The sequence below is a fragment of the Micromonospora luteifusca genome (assembly GCF_016907275.1).
GTDB classification, from domain to species: domain Bacteria; phylum Actinomycetota; class Actinomycetes; order Mycobacteriales; family Micromonosporaceae; genus Micromonospora; species Micromonospora luteifusca.
Genome location: NZ_JAFBBP010000001.1, coordinates 2,392,957 through 2,414,397, shown reverse-complemented (window position 1 = coordinate 2,414,397; position 21,441 = coordinate 2,392,957). Strand labels below are relative to the sequence as shown.

Genomic DNA, 21,441 nt, shown 5'->3' with positions numbered 1-21,441 from the left:
CCTCTCTGGTATACCGCTCAACAGCACATCGGCATGGCAGGCAGCCAAGTCGATGGCGAGAGCCCTTCGCTGCGCCCGCAGCCCGTCTTGAATCAGGACCTACTCGTAGGTGATCAATCAACTGGGCTGATCGGTCGGGCGTTCCGATGCGCGATCTGGTGGGTCAGTCGCGGTAGTGCCGACCGGTGGAGCGCAGCGACCGGCGGCCACTCTCCTGCTCCGGCTCATTGTCCGACACCGGCTTGCTCAGACCGGCGACCCAGTCGACGAACTCCTCGTCCTGGGTCGGCAGCGGCTCCGTCTCGGCCGACGGCTCCTGGCTCGCCTCTTCGGCGCGGGACCGGTTGCGGCGGAACAGACCGCCCAACCGTCCTCGCCGGGAGGGCTGCTCCGCCACCGCCCCGGCGGCCGGCTCGTCGTCGGTGGTCGCCGGGTCGGTGGTAGTCGTCGGGTCGCCGGTGGTCGTGGGGTCGGCGGTGCGGGTATCGGAGGGCGCGCCAGCCTGCCCCGGGACGACTGGTGCCGCTGTCGGGCTCGATCGCCGCGTGGGGGCGACCGGTTCGGCGGGAGCTGCCTGACCCTGGACGACCGGCGACGTTGTTGTGCTCGCAGGTTCGGCGGGGGCGGCCGATTCGCTGGCCGCGGTGGAGCCAGCCGAGGTCGACCGGGCGGTGTTCGGCGACCGCGCCGGCCCAGCACGGCGGGCGGTGTTGAAGGCGTCCCAGGTGCTGGCCCGACTCAGATCCGGCAGCGGCGCCCGGTGCCGGGGCCTCGGCGTCGGCTCATCCGGTCCGGCCGCTGTCTCCGATGGTGCTGGCCCCGGCTCGGCGGCCTGCGGCGGCACCGGCCACGCCGAGGTGGCCGGCCAGGCCGGTGCTGTCGGCGTCCACCGGCCCGGGTCGCTGTCGGCGGTGATCCCGAACAACCCGGCGGTGGAACCGTCCTCGATGGCGGGCCGCGCGCTGCCGGTCTCATCGGCCCCGGCGGCTGCGGATCCACTGGCCGGTTCGGCCGGCGACGACGCGGCGGGACCGGTGGAAGTGGTGGCAGTGGTGGCCGGGGTGCGCGGCGGCTCGGCGGCTCGTGCCTTGGCGTCGGTTGCGGCGGTCGGGGTGGCCGGTGTCCCGGTCGAGCTGGTTGCGGCGATCGGGCTGGCCGGCGCGGCTGCCTCCGCTGACGCGGCGGAGCCAGCGATCGGATCGGCTTCGGTGGTCAGACCGGACCTGGAGTCCTGGTTCTCCGTGCTGCGTGCGGGAGTGCCGGTCGCTTTGCCAGGGGTGGTCCGGTCGGCCGACTTCGTGGGCCGGGTGACCTTTCTGGCCCGACCGGTGGTCGTCTCGTCGGTGGCCGCCGACTCAGCTGACGGCGTGTCGTCCGGGGTGGGGGAGGTGGTGACGTCCGGGCTGGCCTTCGGCTTACGGGTACGCCGCGGCTTGAGCGTCACCGGTGCGTCGGCCGTGCCGGCGTCCCCCGCGCCCGCGCCGGCCGTGCCCGCGCTGGTCGGGCCCGCGCTGGTCGGGGCCGCGCTTGTCGGGCCCGCGCTGGTCGTGCTTGCGCTCGTCGTGGCGGAGCTGGGTGGGACCGCGCTGGTCGGGCCCGCGCTTGTCGGCTCGGTAGTGGGGGTGTCCTTGCTGGTGTCGCCGGCCGGTCGGTCACCGGTACCCGTCGTGGCGCTGCCCGTCGGCGCGTCGTCAGGGCCGGCTGCCGGAGTGGCGGCGTCGGCGGGTCCGGCGGTGGTGCTGGTCGGGGTGGCCTCGGTCGAGTTGCTGACGTCGGAGGCCGGGGGTGCGGCGTCGGCCGGGGAGGTGACATCGTCCCGGTTCGACCTGCGCGTCAGCGCTTCGGTGGAGAAGGCGGTGGTCGGATCGGTCCGCCAGGCCGCGGGTGTCGCCGGAGCGGCGGGAGCTGGACCGTGCTGGCCGCTCGCGGTGGTCGCCGGCCAGTCCCAGTGCGCTGGGACTGTGCGTACGCCATCGGAGCCGCCTGCGGCACGCGGACCTGGGTTGGCACCGGCCAGCTCCGCGCCGGTCGGCTGCCCGACCGGCGGCTCTGTGGTGACGAGCCGCGCGTCGGTGCGTGCGACGGTGTCCCGGTCGTTCGTCGAACCTGCCGACGCGGTGCCGGGCAGGGCGGGGCTGGCGGGCAGCGGGCGCAGGATGTCGCTGGGCTCGATCGCCTGCGGGTCCGCGGCGCGGGCGGTCGCCGGCCAGCGCAGCAGCGCCGCGGCGGCCGCGCCGAGCGCACCGGCGAGGATCGCGATCAGCGAGCCGTAGTAGGGGCTGGCCTGGTAGCGGTCCACCGCGTCGCCCGGGCCGGCAGTCAGGTAGGCGAACGCCACCAGCACCGGACCGGCCACGCCGGTAGCCCCGCTGACCAGTGGAGCCTGGCCCCGCCAGCGGGCGAACCCGGCGGTCGCGGCACCGGCCAGCAGTGCCACGGTGGGCAGCAGGAGCAGCGCCAGCTGCTGCGCGGCGGCGTCGTTCAGCCAGCTCGGCTCCAGCACCCCGAGTCGGACGGTCGGCAGTGGGCCGGCCATGCCGAGTGACGGCAGGACGGAGATCAGCGCCAGCAGCCAGACCGCGCCGCCCACAGCCGCCATGTTCCAGCCCAGCTCGGGCCGGAGCAGGACAGCGGTCGCCGCGCCCGCACCGATCACCGCACCGAGTACGGCGCAGATCCCCACCGCCCAGACCGGGTCGATGGAGATCAACTCCGCGGCGCGGGCGGGCTGCATGCAGAGCGGGGCGATGACTGTCGCACCGAGTGCCGCCGCGCCACCGATTGCCAACTGCCGACCGGTGCTGGCAGCCGGAGCGTCGCGGCGAGCGATGCGTCCGGTGAGGACGGCACCGGCGACGGCGGCGTTCGCGGCGAACCAGCCCACCCAGACGAGCTGGGCCGGCCACTGGTTGACGGTCGTGCCGGTGAATGCGCCGGTCAGCCGGACGATGCCGAAACCGTACGCGACGCCGAGCTGGCCGGCCCCGGCCAGCACGCTCACCCCGAGCGCCGTGAGCAGCAGTCTGCCCCAGGTCCGAAAGGCCATGACCGGCACGTTACGCACCCGGTACACCCGATCGCCACCGGCGCGCCGCGCGGCGCGCCGGCCCACGCCCGGCGGGTCTACTTGAGTTCGACCAGCCGAGCGAGGTAAGTCGTGTCTCCGACATTGGTGAGCATGTGCACCGCACCCGGGTCCCGGTAGACCACCCCACCGGTGGGTTCGTCGGCGTCGATCCGGGTGCCGTCGATGGTCTGCACGACGTTCTTGGCGCCCTCGATCGCCACCACCAGGTAGGGGTGATCATGCCGATGCAGCGGTTGCCGCTCGCCCGGCTCAAGGCGGATGTGCCAGACCCGGACCCGGTCGTTCTCGAACACGATCTCCTGGCCCACCGGCCCGAGTTCGGTTCCGTCGACGGTCACGTCGCTCATCGTTCTCCGTCCAGTTGAGGGAGCACCTCGGCGGCGATCAGCTCGAGGTGGTCGAGATCACCGAAGTCGATCAGGCGCAGGTGGACCCGGGTGGCGCCGATCGCGGCGAACTCGCCGATCCGCTGCGCGAGCTGCGCGGGTGAGCCGACCACCGGGTCCTCCGGCGGCAGCGCGCTCTTCTCGTGCAGGGGTGCGGCACGCCGCTGGGCCTCCGCGTCGGTCCGGCCGATGGCCACGACGATCCCGGCGGAGAGCACCAACGGCTCGCGCCCGGACTCCGCCCGGCCGTGGTGCTCGCACGCCTCACGTACCCGGTCGAACGCCTTGGCCGTGTCCGCCACGGACTTGAACGGCATGTTGAACTCGTCGGCGTACCGGGCGGCCAGCTCGGGGGTGCGCTTGGGGCCGCGCCCGCCCACGATGATCGGTGGCCCGGGCACCTGCACCGGCTTGGGCAGGGCCGGGGCGTCGACCAGCCGGTAGTGGTCGCCGGTGAAGCTGTAGGTCTCGCCGGACGGGGTCCGCCACAACCCGGTGATCACTTCGAGCTGCTCGGCCAGCCGGTCGAAGCGCTCCGCGACCGGCGGGAACGGAATGCCGTACGAGGTGTGCTCGCGCTCGTACCAGCCGGCGCCGATGCCGAGGTCGACCCGTCCGCCGCTCATCTGGTCGACCTGCGCCACCATCACCGCGAGAGGGCCGGGCAGTCGGAAGGTGGCGGACGTCACCAGGGTGCCGAGCCGGATCCGCTCGGTCTCCCGGGCCAGTGCGGCGAGGGTCAGCCAGGCGTCCGTCGGACCGGGTAGGCCCGGGTCGGCGCCCATCGACTGGTAGTGGTCGGCACGGAGGAAACCCTCGTACCCACAGGCCTCGACCAGCCGGGCGAAGCGGAGCTGTGTGTCGTAGCTGGCGCCCCGGTTGGGCTCGGTGAAGACCGAAACCCGCATGCTCATCGTCCTTCCGCACCGGCCGGGGCCGGTTGGTCTCGTTCCATCAACAGCTCGTGGAGGTCGGCGCTGACCTGGGCGACATCGGCCAGGTGTGCGTTGCGGCCCAGGGTGCGGGGCCGGGGGATGTTGACGTCGACCACCTTGCGGATCCGGCCGGGGCGGGGGCTCAGCACGACTACCCGGTCGGCGAGCAGCACCGCCTCGTCGATCGAGTGGGTGACGAAGACGATTGTCGGCTTGTTCTCCATGTGCACCCGCTGGAGTTCGCCGGAGAGCTCCTCGCGGGTGAGCGCGTCAAGCGCCGAGAACGGCTCGTCCATCAGCATCACCCGGGGCTCACCGATCAACGACCGGCACAGCGACACCCGCTGTTGCATGCCGCCAGAGAGTTCGTGCGGCAGCCTCTTCTCGAAGCCGGCCAACCCGGCCACGTCGAGCAGCTGCCGAGCCCGCTCGCGGTGCTTGGCGCGGCTCCAGCCGAAGATCTCCACCGGCAGCATGACGTTGTCCAGCACGGTGCGCCAGGGCAGCAGCGCCGGCTTCTGGAACAGCATGGCGATGTCCTGGCGCGGGCGGGCGATCGGCGTACCGGCCACGGTGATCTCGCCGGCGCTCAGCGGGAGCAGCCCGGCGATCAGCCGCAGCAGGGTGGACTTGCCGCAGCCGGAACGGCCGAGCACGGCGACGAACTCGCCCTCGGCGACGTCGAGGTTGATGCCACGCAACGCCTCCACCCGGCCAGATCGGCCCTCGAAGGTACGCGACACCCCGGCCAGTTGGATCATCTCCGGCGGACCTCCGCTGAGTGGACGGTCAGGAATCGGACAAAGGCTAGCTGGCCTGTCCACGTATCGCACCGTCCGGGGTGGTCATGAGGTTGTTCCCGTTCCGCAACCCGATACGCCTGGCGTCGCAAGTGTGGGTTTCTCGTACGCTGTGCGCGCGATGAGTCCCCTCACGACAGCGACGCCCGGCTTCCACCCCTCCTGCCGGCCCGTCAAGACAACCCCCTCCGGTGGCCTGCCGGCCCCGGTCGGAAAGGACATGGTGCACTGATGAGAAGGCTGACCCGTACGGTCGCTACGGCCGCGCTGGCCACCGCCCTCGCCCTTGTCTCCGCCTGCAGCAGCGGGTCGGATTCGGCCGACGATGCCAAGGGCGGTGACGGCAAGGCGCTGGAGAAGGTGACCTACCTGACCTCCTTCGGCCAGTTCGGCCGTGACGCCTACGCCTGGGTGGCGAAGGACAAGGGCTTCTTCAAGGACGCCGGCTTCGACGTCGAGATCAAGGCCGGTCAGGGCACCGGTGGTGTGATCCAGACCATCGTCGGTGGTCAGGCCGACTTCGGCCCGGTCGACCTCACCGGCAGCCTGCTCCAGGTCGGCAACGGCCAGGCGAAGGACTTCACCGTGGTGGCCGCCATCCAGCAGCGCACCATGGCGGGCATCGCCACGCTCGAGGGCAGGAGCATCGCCTCGCCGAAGGACCTGGAGGGCAAGAAGCTCGCCGACACCCCCGGCTCCGTGGTCCGCAACCTCTTCCCGACGTACGCCCGGCTCGCCGGTGTGGACGCGAGCAAGGTGACCTGGGTCAACGGTGATGCGCAGGCCCTGATCGGCACGCTGGCCTCGGGCTCGGTCGACGGCATCGGCCAGTTCGTCGTCGGTCAGCCGACCATCGAGTCGGTGGCCAAGAAGAAGGCCGTCATGCTGCCGTACAGCAACGTGATGCAGGACCTCTACGGCAACGTGCTGATCACGTCCTCGAAGATCGCCAAGGAGAAGCCCGAGATGGTGAAGCGGTTCACCGCGGCGCTGCTCAAGGGCCTGGAGTACAGCCTGGCCAACTCCAAGGAGGCCGGCGAGATCCTGAAGAAGAACGTCGACGCCGCCAACCCGGCTGCCGCTGCCGCGGAGCTGGACCTGATGGCCGCGTACGTCCGTTCCGGCAACACCGGCACCGCGATCGGCACCCTGGACAGCGGTCGGGTCGCCAAGAGCATCGCCATCCTGCAGGGCGCTGGCTCGCTCAAGCAGAACATCACCCCCGAGCAGATCATCGACTTCAGCCTCGCGCCGAAGGCCTGATCGTCCGGTCGTCACCAGGGGGTACGTCCCGCCGATTCCGGTGGGACGTACCCCCGTCGCTCGTCGGCCCCCGGGGGCCATGGAATTCGAGGAGGACAAGATGACCGACGTCCGGTCGGCGGATCCGGCGCTGGTGGCACCTCCACCCGCGGGTAGTGGCCGCGAGGCGGGACGGGCGGGTCGAGGTGCCGGTCTTCGCGCCGGGGCCGGGGCGGCGCTGCTGCCCGCGGCCGGCCTCCTGGTCGCCCTGGCGGCGTGGTGGCTGATCGCCCGGCTGGAGCTGGTCCACCCGGCCGCTCTGCCACCGCCCGGCGACGTGCTCGCCGCGTTCATCGACAAGCCCGCCCAGATGCTGGAGCACACCTGGGACACCCTGCTGGAGATCCTCTACGGCTTCGCCCTCTCGGCGGCCGCCGGTGTTCTCATCGGACTCTCCCTGGCCAGCTCCCGCACGGTCGAGCGGATGTTCACCCCGCTGCTGGTCGCGGTGAACGCCGTACCGAAGATCACGTTGGGCCCGCTGTTGGTGGTGGCGCTCGGCTGGGGTCAGAAGCCGATCCTGACCATGGTGTTCCTTCTCTGCTTCTTCCCGATCGTGCTCTCCACCGCGACCGGGCTGACCACCACGCCGGCGGACCTGGCGGAGTTGGTGCGCTCCTGGAACGCCTCCCGTTGGCAGGCGTTCCGCAAGGTGCGCTTCCCGGCGGCGCTGCCGCAGATCTTCGTCGGGCTCAAGGTGGCCATGCCACTGGCCGCGATCGGCGCGGTGATCGGCGAGTTCCAGGCCGGCGAGAGCGGCCTCGGCTACCTGATCCTCCAGTACGCCGGAGTGGGCGACACCGCCACCGCGTGGGCGGCGATCATGTTGGTGGCGTTGGTGAGCATCCTGCTCTACTCGGCGCTCCTGCTGATCGAGCGGATCGCGCTGCCCTGGGTGAGAGAAACCACCAGCAGCCGCTAACCCAACAGAAGAGATCAACACCAAGAACGCGCAGGGCCGGCCTCCCACCAGGAGGCCGGCCCTTTCGTCCAAGAGTCACGCGCGGAGGTGTGGCCGACCGTGCCCGGCGGAGGGATCAAGCCTGACCGCCCGGAGCCGGGTACGGTCGGCCACACCCCCACCCGGCACCCGACGAACCCGCCAGATGAAAGGCGGAGCGTCTACCCCGCCAACCGCCAACGACCATTGCGGGCGACCAACGTGGTGAGCGCCTGCGGCATCAGCCCGCTGTGGTTGTCGGGCGTCATCCGGATCGGGCCGGACAGGCCGTCCATCTGGGATGTTTCGAGCACGTCCCGAATGCCGTTGCGGTTCACCTTCCCGACCTCGCCACCGGCGCGACGTTCGGCGTCGGCGATCAGTTGGACGGCGTCCGCGGCGAAGGACGAGGAACCGTTGTAGCCGCCGAAGCGCGCGGTGTAGTCCTGGAACCACTGCCGCCGCGCCGCTTTGGCCGGTGTGGTCGCGATCACGTCGTCGATCACCATCGTCTGGGTGAAGATCATCGTGGCCCGCTCGGTCGCCCTGGCCGCCGCGCCGAGGAAGAGGTCACCGGCGGCACTCGCGTCGAAGAAGAGCGACCCTCGGAAGGTGGTCTGCTGGGCGCTGGTGGCGGCCAGTGTCGCCTGCTCCGGAGGGGTCCAGAAGACCAGCGCGTCGGGCTTGCCCGACGCGAGCAGTTGGATTTGCTGGCTGACGACGGTGTCGGTCGTCTTGACCTTCTGCTCGCGGAGCGTGATGTTGGCCTTGTCCAGCTCGCTCTTGAGTGCGGTCGCGCCCTCCCGGCCATAGTCGTCGTCGCTGACGAGCATCCCCACCTTGCGGATGTTGTTGCGGCGCAGTTCGGTGGTCAGTGCGGCCGCGCTGTCCGGGGCGTTGGGGCCCAGCTTGAACATGTAGCGCCGTTCGGCGACCGGGCTGGCGATCGCGCCGGAAGCGGCGAGCGCAATGGTGGGAATCCGCTTCTCGTTGATGGTTCCGACCGCACCGACCGCGCATTCGTTGCAGCCACCCATGATGATGGCGCTGACGCGTGAATCGCTGCTGAAGTCGGCGATGTTGCGAAGTGACTCGGCCGAGTCGGAACGGTTGTCCTTCACCTTCAGCTCGATCTTCCGGCCGTTCAGTGCGCCGGAGGAGTTCAACTGGTCCCTCTTGAGTTCCAGCGCGCGCTGGTATGCGCGCCCAACCGGGGCGGCGGCGCCGGAGAGTTCGAGGTCGGCGGCGATCACGATCGGACTCGTGTCCTGCTCCGCCCCGCCAAACTGGCAGCCGGTGAGCGTGGTGGCCACTACGGCCGATGCGAGCGCCGCGATGGTCGCGGAGCGGATGGGGCTCAACTCAGTCCTCCAGGTGCGGGCGCGGGCGCTGCCCGGTCACCGCCGCTAATCCGTCCTCAGTGGAAGACGGGATCTCCTCTGCCGTACGGTGTGCGCGAAGCCTGCAAAACCTTGCCAATGGCCGGCGCTGTGGTCAAGCGCGGACCCCGCCAGCATTTTCGGGACGGCCATCCCACATGCTGGGGTAACGCAATGTTTGCAAAAGCTCACTTTGCATACACGCGTGACCACTCAGGAGTTACATGCCCTGTTCAGGGGCTTGCGGAAATGAAGGTATCAGTTGCCCGGATCACGGGATGCGCTCCGTCCGACCGTTTCCTACCTCACTGCGGCTTCCCAAACAGGATCTTCTCTGATGAAATCGCGGCCGTGCCGCGCGTGGTCCCCTCCGCTTACGGCATGGCTCGGCGGCTCAGGCGGGGAAGAAACGACGGAGGCGATGTCGTGAGCACCGGACCGACGACCCTGCCCGCGCTCGGTGACAGCGGTCGGCCTACGCGCCGACGGTTGCCGCGCCTGCGGGACGCCCGGATCCGGTCCAAGCTGGCGTTGATTCTTGTCGTCCCGGTGGCGGCGGTGATCGCGCTGGCCACGGTCCGCCTGATCTCCGTTGGCGAGGGCGCCTTCGACGCCACCCAGGCCCGGTCCCTGACGGCCCTCTCCATCGACGTCAGCGCTCTCACGCAGGACCTCCAGGCCGAACGGATGGCCGCAGCCGCCTACCTGGCCACTCCGCAGCAGCCGGCCGACGCGTACAACCTGCGGGTCCGTGAGACCCAGCGGCAGGTGGACGAGTACCGCGCCGAGCGAGGCCGGGTCGGCGAGGTGCCGACGGCCCTGCGGGACCGCCTGGCCGCCATCGACAGTCATCTGTCCACTCTGGATGGCACTCGCCAGGAGGTGCTGGACCGCCGGCAGATGGCGGTGGCCGAGGCGGTGCTCCGCTACGGGGTCATCCTCACCGACCTGGTTGCCTACGGCGACGGCCTGGCCCAGTTGCCCGGCGACGAGAGCCTGTCGGACAGCCGCCGCGCGGTCTCCGCCTTCGCCCGCGCCAAGGCTTCGGTCGCCGAGGAGGAGGCGGTCGCCTTCACCGCGCTGACGGCGGGCCAGCTCGACTCGGAGCAGTTCTCCTCGTTCGTGGCCACCCTGACCAGCCAGCAGGAGGCCCTGGTCGCCTTCTCCCTGGCCGCCGACCCGGTGCAGCGAGCACTTGTCGACAGCACCGTCTCCGGTGACGCGGTCGGCCTGGCCGACCGGGTGGCCACCGACATCACCCGCTCGGTCGGGCAGCGCCCGCTGGTCACCGCGCAGGACGCCACCGCCGCCATCGGCGCCGTGAACGACCTGATGCGCTGGGCCGAGATCCAACTGCAGGACCGCCTGTTCCAGCAGGCCGATCAGGCACGCGCGGACGTCATCCGGCAGGCCGTGATCGAGTCGGTCCTGGTGCTGCTGACGCTGATCATCGCCGTGTCGCTGGCCGTGGTGCTGGCCCGTTCGCTCAACCACTCGTTGCGCCGGCTGCGTGAGGGTGCGCTCTCGGTGGCCAACCACGACCTGCCCGACGCGGTGCAGCGGCTGCAGAACATGGGCAGCGTCGGCGACGGCGGAGTGGACGAGATCGTCCGCCAGGTCCGGGACCCGATCCAGCTGAACAGCCGCGACGAGGTCGGTCAGGTGGCGTTGGCCTTCAACGTCGTCCACCGGGAGGCGGTACGGGTCGCAGCCGAGCAGGCCGCGTTGCGTACCAGCGTCTCGGCGATGTTCCTCAACCTGGCACGTCGTAGTCAGACCCTGGTCGACCGGATGATCGGCGAACTGGACGCGATCGAGCGTGGCGAGGAGGACCCGAAGCGGCTCGCGCAGCTCTTCGAGCTTGACCACCTGGCCACTCGAATGCGCCGCAACGACGAGAACCTGCTGGTCCTGGCCGGCGCCGACTCGGCCGTGCCGCGCCGCGACGACGCGCTGGTGGTCGACGTGCTGCGCGCCGCCCAGTCCGAGGTCGAGCTGTACAACCGCATCGAGTTCGGGACGGTGGACACCGACATCTCGGTGGCCGCGAACGCGGTCAACGACGTGGTACGCCTCGTCGCCGAGCTGCTCGACAACGCGACCCGGTTCTCACCGCCGAACACCACTGTGGTCGCCGACGGTCGTCGGATCCGTGACTACGTCCTGATCCAGATCGAGGACCGCGGGCTCGGCCTCACCGACGAGCAGCTCGACTCGCTCAACCGCCGGTTGGCCGCTCCGCCGAGCGTCGATGTCGCCGCGTTCCGGCTGATGGGTCTGGCCGTGGTGAGTCGGCTCGCCGCCCGCTACGGCATCCGGGTCGAGCTGCGCCGCAACGTCGAGGGCGGCACCGTCGCCCAGGTGACGTTGCCGGCCGCCACCGTGGTGCTGCCCACCAACCGGGGCCGCGAGCAGGTGCTCAGCCGGCCACGTCAGCCGATGGCCGTGGAGCAGACTCCGCTCACTCCGGTCGGTCACACCGAGCAGCTCGCCGGTGCCGCGACGTCGGCGGCCACGCTGCCCGACCAGTGGCGGACCAACGCGCCGGCTCCCGCCCAGTGGCAGTCCCCGCTGGACTCCCGGGACACCACCCCGGCCGTCCAGGCGGGTGGCTACACGGGCACGCGTTCGACGGCGCCGGCCGCCCCGGCTCCCGTCGCCCCACTCCCGCCGGCACGGCCCGCGTACAGCAACGGCGGGGGCGCCTCGATGGGCAGCCCGACCGTGGCCTACCCGACCATCGATTCGCTGCCCCGGCGTGGTTCGACCGCGGATGCCGCGGACGGGCGCAGCGCCCAGGGTCTGCCGGTCGGGCCGGTCGCCGGCCCCGGAGCGGTGGCACCGCCCGCCGCGCCGTCGGTGCCCGCCGCTCCGGTCAGCTCCCGGCCCGAATTCCCCGCCGAGGCACCGATCTTCCGGGAGATGGAGGCGGTCTGGTTCCGGTCGCACGGCGACGACGCCACCGCGATCTTCACCCGGCCCAAGTTCGACGAGCCGCCAGCGCCCGCCGCAGCTCCGGCCGATGCCGGGCTGCGCACGGGCAACGGCCGTCAGCCGAGTGCCGCGTCCGTGCCGGCCGCCGCGCCGGCCCGACCGCCACTGCCGACCCGCACCCCGGGTAACTCCAACACCGACGGCAGCACCGCGCCGGCCACCGGGGGGCGCGGCAGCGCGACCACCGGCGGGCTCGGCACGCCGCCGTCGTACTCCCCACCGCCTGCCGCCCGGACGGCGCCGGCTGCCCCCACGGCACCGGCGGCTCCCACCGCCCCCGCCGCGGACCCGCACGCCTGGCGGACGGCGGCGGACGAGGGCTGGTCGCGGGCCAGCCAGGCCGCCGAGCCGGCTCCCGCCGGGACCACCCGCTCCGGGCTGCCCAAGCGGGTGCCGCAGCAGCAGCTCGTACCGGGCGGCATCGAACCGAAGAGCGGCCGGGACCGCAGCCGGCGGACCCCCGATGAAGTACGCGGTCTGTTGTCGGCCTACCACCGCGGTGTGCAGCGCGGTCGGACGGCCGGAACGGACCTGAACAGCACCTCGACCAAGGAGAGCCGATGAACAGGCCAGCTGCCATGCAGGACATGGGTTGGCTGCTCACCAACTTCGCCGACAGCGTGGCGGGCATCGCCCACGTGGTGGCGGTGTCCGCCGACGGGCTGCTGCTCGCCTCCTCCCGGGATCTGCCGGGGGACCGGGCGGACCAGCTCGCCGCGATCACCTCCGGCGTAGTGAGCCTGACCGAGGGCGCGGCCCGGATGTTCAGCGCGGGTGGGGTGTTGCAGACAGTCATCGAGATGGACAGCGGGTATCTCTTCCTGATGTCGATCAGTGACGGCTCGTCGATGGCCGTCCTGGCCGCGCGCAGTTGCGACGTCGGCCAGGTGGGCTACGAAATGGCGCTGCTGGTCGAGCGGGTGGGTGCCGCGCTGGTGCCTCTTCCGCGGGACGCGGTGCGCTCGTAGCAGGGTAGGACGGCGCTCGGACCGCGCGCCGAGGCAGGGACGGGAGGCGGCGAGGTCCGGCTCCACAATGGACGAGGAGGTGACCGGGAATGGACCAACGACGCGCTGACCCGCGCGGCGCACTGGTACGTCCGTACGCGGTCACCCGTGGTCGTACCGAACCTCGCCAGGACATCGCCCTGGAAGCCGTCCTCACCGCGTCTCCCACCCAGGTCGCCGAGTCCCGCTTCGCCGGGCATGACAAGCACCGCATCGCCACGGTCTGTGAGGGCCGAGCACAGTCGCTGGCGGAGATCGCCGCGTACACCCGGATGCCGCTGGGCGTCGCCCGGGTGTTGGTCGCCGACATGGTGGCCGAGAGCCTGCTGATGTTACACACTGCTGCTCCCGCCGAGGGGTTCGAGGAGCGGATGGAACTGCTTGGAAGGGTGCTAAGTGGACTTCGCAGGCTATGACCCCGCTGGGGGGCGGCCGGGCCGGGGAATCGTCTCCGCGAAGATCGTCGTCGCGGGCGGCTTCGGCGTCGGTAAGACGACACTGGTCGGGGCGATCTCCGAGATCACGCCGCTGACCACCGAGGCGTTGATGACCGCGGCGGGTGTCGGCATCGACGACCCGTCCAAGGTGCCGGGCAAGGAGACCACCACGGTCGCCATGGACTTCGGCCGAATCACCATGGCTCAGGATCTGATCCTGTACCTCTTCGGTACACCTGGTCAGACCCGGTTCTGGTTCATGTGGGACGAGATCATCCGAGGTGCGGTGGGTGCCGCCGTGCTGGTGGACACGCGCCGGATCACCGACGCGTTCGCCCCGCTCGACTACTTCGAGAACCGCAACCTGCCGTACGTGGTGGCCCTGAACCATTTCGACGGCGCTCCCCAGTACGAGCTGGAGGAGGTCCGCGAGGCACTGGCCATCTCGCCACAGGTGCCGCTGGTGATGACCGACGCCCGGCACCGGGATTCGGTCAAGCAGGTGCTGGTGACGGTCGTGGAGCACGCCATGCTTCGGCTCCAGTCCGAGCACGGTCGGGGCTTCCCCACGCCGGTCGGCTGAACCGCCGCGTCACGGCCGGCACACACACCAGCCGGCCGTGACGCGTCAGTCGACCTGGAGCCGGTAGCCGCGCTTCACGATGGTCTGCACCACGCGGGGCGCGCGGAGGCCGGCCCGTAGGCGGGCCACGGCCATCTCCACCGCGTGCTCATCCGCACCCCGCGGCAGCGTCCGCAGCAGCGCCGTGCGGGACAGCACCCGGCCGGGGGACTGCGCCAGCGCCCGCAACACCGCCATCGGGGCGGGAGCGAGTGGTCGCAACTCGCCGTCGATGACCGCGGCGTGCCCGCGCAGCGTGAGCAGGTGCCCGCCGGCCTTGAACGTCACGGTCCTGCGGGGCAACTCGTCGACGATGGTCCGCACCAGCGCCCCCAGCCGGGCCCGACCCGGGGCGCTCACCGGCACCCCGTGCCGCAGCAGCGGCTCGGCCGTCACCGCGCCGACGCAGCTGGCCAGTACGTCGCCGCGGAACGCGGACAACACCGCGTCGGTACGGTCCCCGGCCGCCCGCAGCAGCGCCTCGGCGGCCGGCGCCGAGGTGAAGGTCACCGCGTCCACCAGCCGGCCGGCGATCAGGTCGATCAACCGGTGCAGCGGTGCCGGGTCGCTCGGCGGGGCCCAGCGGTAGACCGGCACCTCGATCACCGTGGCACCGGCAGCCTCCAGTGCGAGCGTGCATTCGGGCTGCCGCTCACCGTGCAGCTGCATGGCGATCACCTGCCCGGCCACGCCGCGCCGGCGCAGGTGGTTGACCACCTCGTCGCAGCTCTCCGACGCGGGCGACCACTGGTCGTGCAGCCCAGCCGCACGGATCGCGCCGCGCGCCTTCGGGCCGCGGGCCACCACGTACGAGCTGGCCAGCACCGAGCGCAACGGCTCGGCCAGCCCCCAACCCTCGGCCGCCTCCAGCCACCCGCGCATGCCGATGCCGGTGTTGGCCATCAGGATGTCCGGCGGCTGTTCGAGGCAGGCGCGGGTCGCCTCGCGCAGCTCGGTGTCGTCGGACAACGGCACGATCCGCAACGCCGGGGCGAGCACGACGCGGGCACCCCGCCGTTCGAGCAGCGCGGCCAACTCGTCGCGCCGCCGGTCGGCGGTCACCCCGATGGTGAAGCCCGCCAGTTCTTCCCGCATCAGCCCTCCTGTCGTAACCGCACCTCGACCAGCCCGTCGCGGCAACGCGCGTCGTGCCGGGCCACGGCCACCCCGGGCAGATCGAGGCAGTGCCCGCTGCGCAGGTCGTACACCTGCTTGTGCAGCGGTGAGGCGACCGTCGGCACTCCGCCACGGCTGCCGACGATGCCCCGCGACAGCACGTACGCCCCGGAGACCGGGTCGCGGTTGTCGATCGCGAACAGCCCGTCCGGGGTGCGGAAGAGGGCGACCTGTGCCCCGTCGACCAGGGCGGCGACGCCCCGGTCCGGTTCGAGGCGGTCGAGCGGGCAGATGGTGGTCCAGCTCAGCGTGATGGTCTGAGTCATCGCCGTACCTCCGGTAGTCCCAGCGTGACCGGCTGCCGACGGTGACCGTCGGTCGGCAGTGGTCGGGCCGGTTGAGAGTCGCCGGCTGGCACCGGCTGGCCGCGTTCCTGGCTGAAGGTGATCGACGGGTCGGGCACGTCGGGAGCGTTGACGAAGGAGGTGTAGCGGCGTAGCCGGTCCGGGTCGTCGAGCACGTCGCGCCACTCGTCGGAGTACGTCGCCACGTGCCGGGCCATCGCGGCGTCCAACTCGGCGCAGAGCCCCAACGAGTCGTCCACGATCACCGAGCGCAGATGGTCCAGACCGCCGTCCAGCGCCTCGACCCAGCCCGCGGTGCGTTGCAGCCGGTCGGCGGTGCGAATGTAGTAGATCAAGAATCTGTCGATCAGCGTGATCAGCGCTTCCGTGGACAGGTCGGTGGCGAACAGGTCGGCGTGTCGGGGCCGGAAGCCGCCGTTGCCACCGACGTAGAGATTCCAGCCGGTCTCGGTGGCGATGATGCCGAAGTCCTTGCTGCGCGCCTCGGCGCACTCGCGGGCGCAACCGGAGACCGCAGACTTGATCTTGTGTGGGGCGCGCAGCCCTCGATAGCGCAACTCCAGCGCGATGGCCAGCCCCACCGAGTCCTGCACTCCGTACCGGCACCAGGTCTCGCCCACACAGGACTTCACCGTCCGCAGCGCCTTGCCGTACGCGTGGCCGGACTCGAAGCCGGCATCGACCAGCCGCCGCCAGATCTGCGGTAGCTGCTCGACCCGCGCCCCGAACAGGTCGATCCGCTGCCCGCCGGTGATTTTGGTGTAGAGCTGGAAGTCCCGGGCGACCTCGCCGATCACGATCAGCTTCTCCGGGGTGATCTCGCCGCCCGGGATCCGGGGCACCACCGAGTAGCTGCCGTCGCGTTGCAGGTTGGCCAGGAAGTGGTCGTTGGTGTCCTGCAACGACGCCTGTTCACCGTCGAGCACGTGACCGCTGCCCAGCGACGCGAGGATCGACGCCACCACCGGCTTGCAGATGTCGCAGCCACGCCCCCGACCGTGCTCGGCGACCAGCCGGGAGAAGGTGCGGATGCCGCGTACGCGGACGATCTCGAACAGCTCCCGCCGGCTCACGTCGAAGTGCTCGCAGAGCGCGCTGGACTGCGCCACCCCGGCCGCGTCCAGGAGCTGCTTCAGGGTCGGAACACAGGAACCGCAGCTGGTGCCGGCCCTGGTGCACGCCTTCAACGCCGGCACGTCGGTGCAGCCGTCGGCGATGGCGGCGTCCACGTCGCCCCGGGTCACCGCGTTGCAGGAGCAGACCTGGGCGGTGGTGGGCAACGCACCGGCGTCCGCCCCGCCGCCGTCCGGGGCGAGCAGCGCCAGTGGCGCGGCCGGCAGCGGGCCACCCACGCTGGCCCGCAACGTCGGGTACGCGCTGGCATCACCGACCAGCACCCCGCCGAGCAGGGTGTGCGCGTCGTCGGAGAGCACCAGCTTCGCGTAGACCCGGGTGGCCGGGTCGGTGAACGTGACGTCCAGGCAGCCCGGGGTCGTGCCGTGCGCGTCACCGAACGAGGCAACGTCGACGCCGAGCAGCTTGAGCTTGGTGGCGGTGTCGGCACCCGGGAAGGTCGCCGCGCCGCCGACGAGCCGGTCGGCCACCACCTCGGCCGTCGCGTACCCCGGGGCGACCAGACCGTGGCAGGTGCCGTCGACCGCCGCGCACTCACCGACCGCCCAGATCCGCTCGTCGGCGCTGCGGCAGGTCGCGTCGACCAGCACCCCGCCGCGTGGACCCAGGGGCAGGCCGGCGTCCCGAGCCAACTGGTCCCGAGGCCGGATCCCGGCGGCGACCACCACCAGTTCGGCGTCGATGGCACCACCGTCGGAGAGGGCCAGGGCTGCGACGCCGCCGTCCGGGCCGGATCGGATGGCGGTGGTCGCCACCCCGAGATGGGTCCGTACGCCCAGGTCGTCGACGTAGCGACGGAGCATCGCGCCGCCGGCCTGATCCACCTGCACCGGCATCAGCCGGGGCGCGAATTCGACCACGTCGGTGCTGAGGCCCAGCAACCGCAGGGCGTTCGCCGCCTCCAGACCGAGCAGCCCACCGCCGATCACCGCACCGGCCCGCCGACCCTGCGCATAAGCCCGGATCGCCGCCAGATCGTCCAGGGTCCGGTAGACGAAGACCCCGGGCAGCTCCACTCCGGGCACCGGCGGCACGAACGCGTACGACCCGGTGGCCAGCACCAGCATGTCGTAGCGGTACTCGCCGACGGCGGTGGTCACCACCCGTCTGACCCGGTCGATGGCGGTGGCCGGCTCACCGAGTCGCAGCCGCACCCCGTCGTGCGGCGTGTGCAGGTTGAGCTCGCTCTCACTCACCCCGTCGAAGTACGCCGAGAGCCGCACCCGGTCGTACGCCGGACGTCCCTCCTCGGCCAGCACCGTCACCCGCCAACGGCCCTGTGGGTCACGGGCGCGCAGCGCGTCGACGAAGCGCTGCCCGACCATGCCGTTGCCGATGACGACCAGATCGCCGCCGTTCATCGCGTCACCTCCACCGATTCCGCTTGACTCAGCCAATCGACGATGCCGCCCACCGCGTCCCGGCATCCGCCGCATCCGGTGCCGGCCCGGGTCGCCGCCACCACCGCGTCGACCGTCCGGGCCCCGGAGCGCCAACTGCGGATCAGCGCGCCCTTGCTCACCGTGTTGCACTGGCAGACCGTGGCGGCGTCCGGCATCAGTGCCGGTGACGGGGCCGGGGCCGCACCCGCTGTGCCGAGTGCCCGGCCCAGCAGCAACGCCCGCCGATCGGTCGGCACCGGGTGGCCACGATCGAAGAGCTGGATCACCGTGCCGACGGCCGGGTTGTCGCCCAGCAGGATCGCGCCGACCAGTCGCTCGTCCCTGATCCGCAGCCGGGCGTATGTGCCCCGGGTCGGGTCGGTGAAGGTCAGCTCCTCGCCCGGCCCGCCGCCGACCGCGTCGCCCATCGAGGCCAGGTCGATCCCGGCGGCCTTGAGCCGGGTCACCACCGGCCGGGGCCGGTACCGGGCCAGCGGGTCCGTCCCGGTCAGCACGTCGGCGAGCACCCGGGCCTGAGCCCAGGCGGGTGCGACCAGCCCGGTGAGCACGCCGTCGTGCTCGGCGCAGTCGCCGATCGCCGAGATGGACCGGTCGTCGGTGCGGAGACGGTCGTCCACCACCACGCCACGGCGGACGGTCAGCCCGGCTGCCTGTGCGAGCGCGGTGTCCGGACGTACGCCGCAGGAGAGCAGCAGCAGGTCGGCGCGCAGCGTTCGGCCGTCGGCCAGGTCGAGGCGTACACCGGTGGCGTCCGCGGCCACGCCGGTTGCCGGCACCGCCAGTTGGATGGTGACGCCGAGACTGTCGAGCGTGCCGGCGAGCACCGCCCCGGCTGCCGGGTCGAGTTGCCGTTCCATCAGGTGCCCCCGCGGGTGCACCACGGTCGTGGTCAGCCCTCGGATGGCCAGCCCTCGGGCTGCCTCCAGCCCGAGCAACCCGCCGCCGAGCACCAGCGCGCTGCGAGCGCCGGCCGCTGCGGCCAGGATTCGTCGGCAGTCGTCCAGGGTCCGGAAGGGGACCACCCGCTCCGGCAGGTCTGCCGGGTCGAGGCCGGGCAGTGGTGGCAGCACCGCCCGGGCGCCGGTGGCCAGCACCAGATGGTCGTAGGAGATGCGTTCGCCGTCGTCGGTCCGAACCTCTCGGGCGGATCGGTCGATCGCGGCCACCGGTACGCCGGTGCGCAGGTCGATGCCGTGCCCGGCGGCCTCGGTCAGCTCGATGTCCGGCTCGTCGACCCGGCCGGCCAGCAGGGTGGAGAGCAGGATCCGGTTGTACGCCCGGTGCGGCTCGGCCCCGAGCACGGTGACCTTCCGGTCTCCCTCCCGGGCATGCAGCTCACCGGCGAGGCGGGCACCCGCCATCCCGTTGCCGACGATCACCACCCGGGCGGTCATGCCTTCTCCACCCGGACCGCGCAGATCTTGAATTCGGGCATCCCGGAGACCGGGTCGACCGCGTCGTTGGTCACCGAGTTGGCCCGTCCCGCACCCGCGTAGTGGAACGGGGCGAAGACGGTGTCCGGCCGGATCCCGGCGCTGAGGCGGGCCGGGGCGCTGAACTCACCTCGGCGCGAGGTGACCCGCACCGGGTCTCCGTCGTCGATGCCCAGCCGCGCGGCCAGGTCCGGGTGCAGCTCGACGAATGCCTCAGCGGCGGCGCGGCGCAGCGCGGCGACCCGGCGGGTCTGGGTGCCGGACTGGTACTGCGCCAGCACCCGGCCGGTGGTGAAGTGCAGCGGGTACGTGGCGCAGACCTCCTCGGCCGCCGGCCGGTGGTCGACGGGGTGGAACCGGGCCCGACCGTCCGGGGTGGCGAACCGGTCGGCGAAGAGGCGCGGCGTGTCCGGTCCCTCCTCGGTCGGGCAGGGCCAGTAGACGCCGTCGGCGGCGTCGATCCGGGCCCAGCTGATGCCGGCGTAGTCGGCGGCCCCACCGGCCGATGCGCGGCGCAGCTCGGCGAAGACGGTGGCCGGGTCGGCCGGGAACCGGGCCGCCGCGTCGGTGGCCGCGGCGTCGTCCGGGGCCAGCCTCGCCGCGAGGTCGGAGATGATGGCCAGGTCGGTCCGGACACCCGGCGGGGGTGGGCGCAGTGCGCGCCGACGCAGCACCCGACCCTCCAGGTTGGTCATGGTGCCGTCCTCCTCGGCCCACTGCGCGGTGGGCAGCACCACGTCCGCCAGCGCGGCCGTCTCGGAGAGCAGCAGGTCGGCGACGACCAGCAGGTCCAGGTCGCGCAACCGGCGCTCGATCCGCCCCGCCCGCGGCGCGGAGATCACCGGGTTCGAGCCGAACACCAGCAACGCGCGCGGGCCGTCCGGGGTGCCGAGCGAGTCGAGCAGTTGGTACGCCGGCACGCCCGGGCCGGGCAGTTCGTCGGCCGGCACCCCCCAGACCCGGGCCACGTGCTCGCGGGCCGCCGGGTCGTCGATCCGCCGGTAGCCGGGGAGTTGGTCGGCCTTCTGCCCGTGCTCGCGTCCGCCCTGGCCGTTGCCCTGGCCGGTGAGGCAGCCGTACCCCGAGCCGGCCCGGCCGGGCAGGCCGAGGGCAAGGGCGAGATTGACGTACGCGGAGACCGTGTCGACGCCCTTGGCGTGCTGCTCGGCGCCGCGCGCGGTGAGGATGACCACTCGACCGCCGGTGCCCAGCGCGCGGGCGGTCGCCTCCAGGTCGGCCACCGGCACGCCGGAGATCTGTTCGGCACGGGCTGGCCACCAGGCCGCGACGCTGCGGCGCACCGCCTCGAATCCGGCGGTGCGTTCGGCCACGTACGCCCGGTCGACCCAACCCTGGGTGAGCGCGATGTGCAGCAGTGCGTTGGCCACCGCGAGGTCGGTGCCGGGCAGCGGTTGCAGATGCAGATCGGCCTGGCGGGCGGTGGCGGTGACCCGGGGGTCGACGACGATCAACTGGCCGCCGTTGCCGCGTTGCTCGGTGAGCCACCGCACCAGCGGCGGCATGGTCTCCGCCGGGTTCGCGCCGACCAGCAGCAGGGTGTCGGCCCGGCCCAGGTCGGCGAGCGGGAACGGCAGCCCTCGGTCGATGCCGAAGGCACGCATCCCGGCGGCTGCCGCCGAAGACATGCAGAACCGTCCGTTGTAGTCGATGTGCCGGGTGCGCAGCCCGATCCGGGCGAACTTTCCCAACGCGTACGCCTTCTCGTTGGTCAGGCCACCGCCGCCGAAGACGGCGACCGCGTCCGGGCCGGCGTCGTCCTGGATGGCGCGGATGCCGGCGACGATCCGATCGAGGGCGGCGTCCCAGCTTGTCGGCTGCAGCGCACCGGTGGCCGGGTCGCGGACCAGGGGAGTGGTGAGTCGTTCCGGGTGGTCGAGCAGTTCGGCGGCGGTCCAACCCTTCTGGCAGAGCCCGCCGCGATTGGTGGGGAACTGGCGGGGGTGGACCGTCACGCCGGCGTCGTCCTCGCGCAGCACCATCCCGCACTGGAGCGCGCAGTACGGGCAGTGCGTCGCCACGTCCCGGGGCGTCCGCCCCGGTCGAGTTGCCGACCGTGCACCGTCTGTCATGTCGGGAAAG

Annotated in this window: 16 protein-coding genes; 6 read left to right on the top strand and 10 right to left on the bottom strand. The window is 72.0% G+C overall.

Translation table 11 applies throughout. The annotated features are described in order from the left end of the window. Positions 1-163: 163 nt before the first annotated feature. From JOD64_RS10530 to JOD64_RS10515, 4 genes are all read right to left on the bottom strand, one after another. On the bottom strand, positions 164-3,046 hold the full coding sequence (locus tag JOD64_RS10530; RefSeq protein WP_204942078.1) for a hypothetical protein: 2,883 nt from the start codon (positions 3,044-3,046) through the stop codon (positions 164-166). A gap of 77 nt (positions 3,047-3,123) precedes the next feature. After that, on the bottom strand, positions 3,124-3,435 hold the full coding sequence (locus tag JOD64_RS10525) for a cupin domain-containing protein (protein ID WP_204942077.1): 312 nt from the start codon (positions 3,433-3,435) through the stop codon (positions 3,124-3,126). Next, positions 3,432-4,382, bottom strand: a complete 951-nt coding sequence (locus JOD64_RS10520) for an LLM class F420-dependent oxidoreductase (RefSeq protein ID WP_204946005.1) — start codon at positions 4,380-4,382, stop codon at positions 3,432-3,434. The genes JOD64_RS10525 and JOD64_RS10520 overlap by 4 nt, the downstream gene beginning before the upstream one ends. A 2-nt stretch (positions 4,383-4,384) precedes the next feature. Beyond that, positions 4,385-5,170 (bottom strand): ABC transporter ATP-binding protein, encoded by a 786-nt coding sequence (locus JOD64_RS10515; RefSeq protein WP_204942076.1) that lies wholly within the window; start codon positions 5,168-5,170, stop codon positions 4,385-4,387. A 270-nt stretch (positions 5,171-5,440) separates the two neighbouring features. Here JOD64_RS10515 and JOD64_RS10510 point away from each other — a divergent pair, with 270 nt between their 5' ends. Together JOD64_RS10510 and JOD64_RS10505 are read left to right on the top strand one after the other, a co-directional pair. Continuing rightward, complete coding sequence (locus JOD64_RS10510) at positions 5,441-6,472, top strand: ABC transporter substrate-binding protein (RefSeq protein ID WP_204942075.1); 1,032 nt, start codon at positions 5,441-5,443, stop codon at positions 6,470-6,472. Between the two features lie 100 nt (positions 6,473-6,572). Then, complete coding sequence (locus tag JOD64_RS10505) at positions 6,573-7,433, top strand: ABC transporter permease (RefSeq protein WP_204942074.1); 861 nt, start codon at positions 6,573-6,575, stop codon at positions 7,431-7,433. Positions 7,434-7,633: 200 nt separating this feature from the next. Here the strand turns inward: JOD64_RS10505 and JOD64_RS10500 are convergent, their stop codons facing one another. Further along, positions 7,634-8,812 (bottom strand): ABC transporter substrate-binding protein, encoded by a 1,179-nt coding sequence (locus JOD64_RS10500; RefSeq protein ID WP_204942073.1) that lies wholly within the window; start codon positions 8,810-8,812, stop codon positions 7,634-7,636. A 444-nt stretch (positions 8,813-9,256) separates the two neighbouring features. Here JOD64_RS10500 and JOD64_RS10495 point away from each other — a divergent pair, with 444 nt between their 5' ends. The 4 genes from JOD64_RS10495 (at position 9,257) to JOD64_RS10480 (ending at position 13,851) form a co-directional block, all read left to right on the top strand. Next, positions 9,257-12,388 (top strand): sensor histidine kinase, encoded by a 3,132-nt coding sequence (locus JOD64_RS10495; RefSeq protein WP_204942072.1) that lies wholly within the window; start codon positions 9,257-9,259, stop codon positions 12,386-12,388. After that, positions 12,385-12,792 (top strand): roadblock/LC7 domain-containing protein, encoded by a 408-nt coding sequence (locus tag JOD64_RS10490; protein WP_007465177.1) that lies wholly within the window; start codon positions 12,385-12,387, stop codon positions 12,790-12,792. Before JOD64_RS10495 ends, JOD64_RS10490 begins: the two co-directional genes overlap by 4 nt. 89 nt (positions 12,793-12,881) lie before the next feature. After that, a complete protein-coding gene (locus tag JOD64_RS10485; RefSeq protein ID WP_204942071.1) occupies positions 12,882-13,247 on the top strand; it encodes a DUF742 domain-containing protein in 366 nt (121 codons plus the stop codon). Continuing rightward, positions 13,228-13,851: a GTP-binding protein gene (locus JOD64_RS10480; protein WP_204942070.1), complete on the top strand. Its 624-nt coding sequence runs from the start codon at positions 13,228-13,230 to the stop codon at positions 13,849-13,851. The genes JOD64_RS10485 and JOD64_RS10480 overlap by 20 nt, the downstream gene beginning before the upstream one ends. A 45-nt stretch (positions 13,852-13,896) precedes the next feature. On the opposite strand, the gene JOD64_RS10475 is transcribed toward JOD64_RS10480, so the two are convergent. From JOD64_RS10475 to JOD64_RS10455, 5 genes are read right to left on the bottom strand one after another with little or no spacing between them, the layout of a single operon-like run. After that, the gene (locus tag JOD64_RS10475; RefSeq protein WP_204942069.1) at positions 13,897-14,985 is read right to left on the bottom strand and encodes a uroporphyrinogen-III synthase; all 1,089 of its coding nucleotides are present in this window, start codon (positions 14,983-14,985) and stop codon (positions 13,897-13,899) included. After that, entirely contained in the window at positions 14,985-15,332 is a 348-nt protein-coding gene (nirD, locus tag JOD64_RS10470) for a nitrite reductase small subunit NirD (protein WP_204942068.1), read from the bottom strand. The genes JOD64_RS10475 and nirD overlap by 1 nt, the downstream gene beginning before the upstream one ends. Beyond that, positions 15,329-17,866 (bottom strand): nitrite reductase large subunit NirB, encoded by a 2,538-nt coding sequence (gene nirB, locus JOD64_RS10465; RefSeq protein WP_204942067.1) that lies wholly within the window; start codon positions 17,864-17,866, stop codon positions 15,329-15,331. Before nirB ends, nirD begins: the two co-directional genes overlap by 4 nt. After that, entirely contained in the window at positions 17,863-19,302 is a 1,440-nt protein-coding gene (locus JOD64_RS10460) for an FAD-dependent oxidoreductase (RefSeq protein WP_204942066.1), read from the bottom strand. The genes nirB and JOD64_RS10460 overlap by 4 nt, the downstream gene beginning before the upstream one ends. After that, a complete protein-coding gene (locus JOD64_RS10455; RefSeq protein ID WP_204942065.1) occupies positions 19,299-21,431 on the bottom strand; it encodes a molybdopterin oxidoreductase family protein in 2,133 nt (710 codons plus the stop codon). The genes JOD64_RS10460 and JOD64_RS10455 overlap by 4 nt, the downstream gene beginning before the upstream one ends. Between the last annotated feature and the right edge of the window lie 10 nt (positions 21,432-21,441).

Coding starts and splice junctions, on each gene's coding strand:
- nirD (WP_204942068.1), bottom strand. CDS start 15,332: ATGACTCAGACCATCACGCTGAGCTGGACCACCATCTGCCCGCTCGAC.
- JOD64_RS10455 (WP_204942065.1), bottom strand. CDS start 21,431: ATGACAGACGGTGCACGGTCGGCAACTCGACCGGGGCGGACGCCCCGG.
- JOD64_RS10460 (WP_204942066.1), bottom strand. CDS start 19,302: ATGACCGCCCGGGTGGTGATCGTCGGCAACGGGATGGCGGGTGCCCGC.
- nirB (WP_204942067.1), bottom strand. CDS start 17,866: ATGAACGGCGGCGATCTGGTCGTCATCGGCAACGGCATGGTCGGGCAG.
- JOD64_RS10525 (WP_204942077.1), bottom strand. CDS start 3,435: ATGAGCGACGTGACCGTCGACGGAACCGAACTCGGGCCGGTGGGCCAG.
- JOD64_RS10475 (WP_204942069.1), bottom strand. CDS start 14,985: ATGCGGGAAGAACTGGCGGGCTTCACCATCGGGGTGACCGCCGACCGG.
- JOD64_RS10505 (WP_204942074.1), top strand. CDS start 6,573: ATGACCGACGTCCGGTCGGCGGATCCGGCGCTGGTGGCACCTCCACCC.
- JOD64_RS10515 (WP_204942076.1), bottom strand. CDS start 5,170: ATGATCCAACTGGCCGGGGTGTCGCGTACCTTCGAGGGCCGATCTGGC.
- JOD64_RS10510 (WP_204942075.1), top strand. CDS start 5,441: ATGAGAAGGCTGACCCGTACGGTCGCTACGGCCGCGCTGGCCACCGCC.
- JOD64_RS10530 (WP_204942078.1), bottom strand. CDS start 3,046: ATGGCCTTTCGGACCTGGGGCAGACTGCTGCTCACGGCGCTCGGGGTG.
- JOD64_RS10485 (WP_204942071.1), top strand. CDS start 12,882: ATGGACCAACGACGCGCTGACCCGCGCGGCGCACTGGTACGTCCGTAC.
- JOD64_RS10490 (WP_007465177.1), top strand. CDS start 12,385: ATGAACAGGCCAGCTGCCATGCAGGACATGGGTTGGCTGCTCACCAAC.
- JOD64_RS10520 (WP_204946005.1), bottom strand. CDS start 4,382: ATGCGGGTTTCGGTCTTCACCGAGCCCAACCGGGGCGCCAGCTACGAC.